At 64.7% G+C, this 4,167-nt stretch carries 2 protein-coding genes; one reads left to right on the forward strand and one right to left on the reverse strand.

Annotated features, from left to right (window positions below; genetic code table 11):
• The first annotated feature begins 300 nt into the window (after positions 1-300).
• A complete protein-coding gene (locus EN781_RS27555; protein ID WP_126056448.1) occupies positions 301-2,259 on the forward strand; it encodes an acetoacetate--CoA ligase in 1,959 nt (652 codons plus the stop codon).
• Between the two features lie 249 nt (positions 2,260-2,508).
• Here the strand turns inward: EN781_RS27555 and EN781_RS27560 are convergent.
• On the reverse strand, positions 2,509-4,167 hold a 1,659-nt coding region (locus EN781_RS27560), incomplete at its 5' end, for a histidine kinase dimerization/phospho-acceptor domain-containing protein (protein ID WP_127400519.1).

The raw sequence follows: 4,167 nt of genomic DNA on the forward strand, positions 1-4,167 counted from the left end.
CGCCCATGCTCCGCGCCGGATCAAAGATGATGGCATATCGCCCTATATGCTTCCATTGCCGACAAATCGTCCGACGGATGTACCCCAGCGCCGACGCATTTCAAGTCTTTATGGCCCGGCGATGGCATTTGCGCACATCTGAAGCCGCCGGCCGAACAAAATCTTGCTCTGCTGCGCTGCGGTATGCATAAGCGGTGCCACCGGCCGTCGCCGGAAATTACACGCCGGTTTTGGGACAACGACGTACGCGGCGTTGGGCTTAACTGCCGCGAACGCGTCGCGTTTTTGGGAGGAACGAGCATGGCCGCCGACACCGCCTTGTGGACGCCGACGCAAGACCAGATCGACGCGGCGCCCATGACCGCCTTCATGAAGGCCGCGGCGGCCAAGACGGGTACGGCCTTTTCCTCCTATGCCGAGCTCCACCGCTGGTCGATCGACGAGCGCGAGGCGTTCTGGGGCCTAGCCTGGGATTTTTGCGGTGTCGTCGGCGACAAGGGCGAACGCGTGCTGGTCGACGGCGACAGGATGCCGGGCGCCGCCTTCTTTCCCGACGCCAGGCTGAACTTCGCCGAGAACCTGCTGAAGAAAACCGGCTCCGGCGATGCGATCGTTTTTCGCGGCGAGGACAAGGTCGAGCGGCGGCTGTCGTGGAACGAACTCAATGCGCTGACGTCGCGCCTGCAGCAGCTCTTCCTGTCGCTGAAGGTGAAGAAGGGCGACCGCATCGCGGCAATGATGCCCAACATGCCGGAGACCGTCGCCGCCATGCTCGCCGCCGCTTCGATCGGCGCCGTCTGGTCGTCCTGTTCGCCGGATTTCGGCGAGCAGGGCGTTCTCGACCGTTTCGGCCAGATCGAGCCGGTGGTCTTCATCGCGCCTGACGGTTACTGGTATAACGGCAAGGCGATCGAAGTCGCCGACAAGGTCAGGGCGGTGGCGGCCAGGCTTGCGAGCGTCCGCAAGGTGCTGATCGTCGACTATCTCGGCACCTCGGCCGACGTCGCCGCGACCATCGACAAGGCGGACGCCCTGGAGGCGGCCTTGTCGTCCTTCGTCGCGAAGCCCGTAAGCTTCGAACGGCTGCCGTTCGCGCACCCGCTCTACATCCTGTTCTCCTCCGGCACGACCGGCATTCCGAAGTGCATCGTCCATTCGGCCGGCGGCACGCTGATCCAGCATGTCAAGGAACAGCGCCTTCATGCCGGCCTGCTCGATGGCGACCGCCTGTTCTACTTCACCACCTGCGGCTGGATGATGTGGAACTGGCTGGTCTCCGGCCTCGCCTCGGGCGCGACCCTGCTGCTCTATGATGGCTCGCCCTTCTATCCGGACGGCAATGCGCTGTTCGATTTTGCCGACGCCGAGAAGATGACCTATTTCGGCACCTCGGCGAAGTTCATCGATTCCGTGCGTAAGGCCGGCCTCAAGCCGATCGGCACGCACGATCTCTCGAGCGTGCGCACCATCTCGTCGACCGGTTCACCGTTGTCGCCGGAGGATTTCCGCTTCGTCTACGACGGCATCAAGACGGATGTGCACCTGGCCTCGATCTCCGGCGGCACCGACATCGTTTCCTGCTTCGTGCTCGGCGTGCCGATCGAGCCGGTATGGAGCGGCGAGATCCAGGGGCCCGGGCTCGGCCTTGCCGTCGATGTCTGGAACGACGACGGCAGGCCGGTCAGGCAGGAAAAGGGCGAACTGGTCTGCGCCAAGGCCTTTCCGGCGATGCCGATCGGCTTCTGGAACGACCCGGAGGACAAGAAATACAGGGCCGCCTATTTCGAGCGCTTCGACAATGTCTGGTGCCATGGCGATTTCGCCGAATGGACGGCGCATGGCGGCATGATCATCCATGGCCGCTCCGACGCGACGCTCAATCCGGGCGGGGTCAGGATCGGCACGGCCGAGATCTACAATCAGGTCGAGCAGATGCCGGAGATCCTCGAGGCGCTGTGCATCGGCCAGGATTTCGACAATGACGTGCGCGTCGTGCTGTTCGTGCGGCTGGCCGCCGGCGTGAAGCTCGACGAGGATCTGGAAAAGCGCATCCGCGCCAAGATCCGCACTGGCGCCAGCCCGCGCCATGTGCCGGCCAAGATCGTCGCGGTCACCGACATTCCCCGCACCAAATCGGGCAAGATCACCGAGCTCGCGGTGCGCGACGTCGTCCACGGCCGCGCCATCAAGAACAAGGAGGCGCTGGCCAATCCGGAAGCGCTGGAACTGTTCCGCAATCTGCCGCAGCTCGCCGACTGAACTGCCCTGGCATGGTTAACGAAAAATGTCGGCCGAATTTACCTAGATTTCACGAGTGGTACACATTCGTAAATTTTTTGGCGGCCCGGTAAGAACTTGTTAAGGGACGGCGCCGATAGTCGCACGTAACTTGAGGGAGAAATCCCGTTCCTCGTCCCCTGAGGTTCAGATTCGCTCAAGCCCCCGTTGTGACAGCAATCCCATCCTTAAGGCGTCCCGTTGGACGCCTTTTCTTTTTCCCGCAGTGCGCTATTCGGCCAGCACCCGGGTCGATGGGAAGGCGACTTCCACCAGCGTGCCTTCGCCGGGCGTCGAGGTGATGCTGAACCGCGCCCGGTTCGCTTCCACCATGGCCTTGGTCAGCGGCAGCCCAAGCCCGGTGCCGTCACCGCGTCCGCGCTTCAGCGCATTGATCTGCTTGAACGGCTTCAGCGCCTGCTCGATCTCGGCCTGGCTCATGCCGATGCCGGTGTCGCGCACCCGCATGACGACGTCGCCGGAGGTCTCGTAAGCGGTGGACACGATCACCTGGCCGCCGGCCTGCGTGTAGCGGATGGCGTTCGACAGGATGTTGAGCGCGATCTGGCGCACGCTTCTGAGGTCGGCCACCACTTCCGGCAGCCGCGAGGCGAAGCTGGAACGGATGATGACGCGCTCGCGATTGGCCTGAGGCTGCATCATTGCCACCGTTTCGGCCAACGTGTCGTTGAGCGACACCGCCTCGTAATCCATCTCCTGCTGGCCGGCCTCGATCTTGGAGATGTCGAGCAGGTCGTTGACGAGGTCGAGCACATGGTTGCCCGACCGGTTGATATCGCGCAGATAGTCGCGGTAGCGATCGTTGGCGACAGGACCGAACTTCTCGTCCACCATCAGTTCCGAGAAGCCGATGATGGCGTTGAGCGGCGTGCGGATCTCGTGGCTGATGCGGGCCAGGAAATCCGTCTTCTGCGAGGAGGCGCGCTCGGCCACGGCGCGCGCCTGGGTAAGGTCTTCCTCGGCCCGCTTCCACTGCGTGATGTCGCGCACGACGGCGCAGAAGCCGCTGTCGCCGGGCAGCCGGCCGATGGTCATGAACAGCGGAATGAACCGTCCCTGCGACTCGCGCCCGATTACCTCGCGGCCGTCATTGAGCACGCTCGCCACGCCGGGTTCGGACAACCCGCCAAGATAATCGCGCGCCGCGCGCTGGCTCTCGATGGCGAACAGCGAGGCGAATGGCTTGCCGGCGACCTCGTCGCTGTCGAAGCCGAACAGCGCTTCCGCCGGCCGGCTGATCGAGCGGATGTTGCCGTCGCGGCCGATCAGCACCACGCCGTCGGTGGCGGTGTCGATGATGGTGCGCATTTCGGCGATGCGGCTCTTCAGCTCGGAAGTGTCGGGCTGCTGGGTGGGCTCGTCATTGGCGGCGCTGAAATGCGCGGGCGCCGCGCCCTCCTCGCCGGAGCGGCGCACCACCAGCATCAGCGCCTTGCCGGCGCGCCACGGCACCGAGCGCAGGATGGCGTCGATCGGGAATTCCTGCCCGTCGCGCGTCTTCAACTTGAGCGCATGGTCGCTTTCGCCGGCAGCGCCGTCCTCGGGTGGCGAATAGGGATCGGCAAATAGGGCGCCGAGCCCGCCGGCATCCGTCAGCTCGTCGAGCGTGTCATACCCGGTCAGGCGCAGGAACTCGTCATTGGCATAGTAGAGCGCGTCGCCGGAGTGGATGAGCAGCGGCACCGGCAGCTTGCCGAGTATGGAGGTATCGGGCGCCTTGGCTTCCTCACCGGTCGAGAAAGCCGATGGCACGAAGCCGTCGAGCCGCAGCGGCGGCACCTGCAGGCGCGGCCGCTCCGCCGCGGGCGCAGCCGCATCGGCAGGCCCGGCATCGTCGGGGGAGGCTTCCTCACCGGACGCTGCCCAATC

The organism is Mesorhizobium sp. M4A.F.Ca.ET.090.04.2.1 (genome assembly GCF_003999085.1).
Taxonomy (GTDB): Bacteria; Pseudomonadota; Alphaproteobacteria; order Rhizobiales; family Rhizobiaceae; genus Mesorhizobium.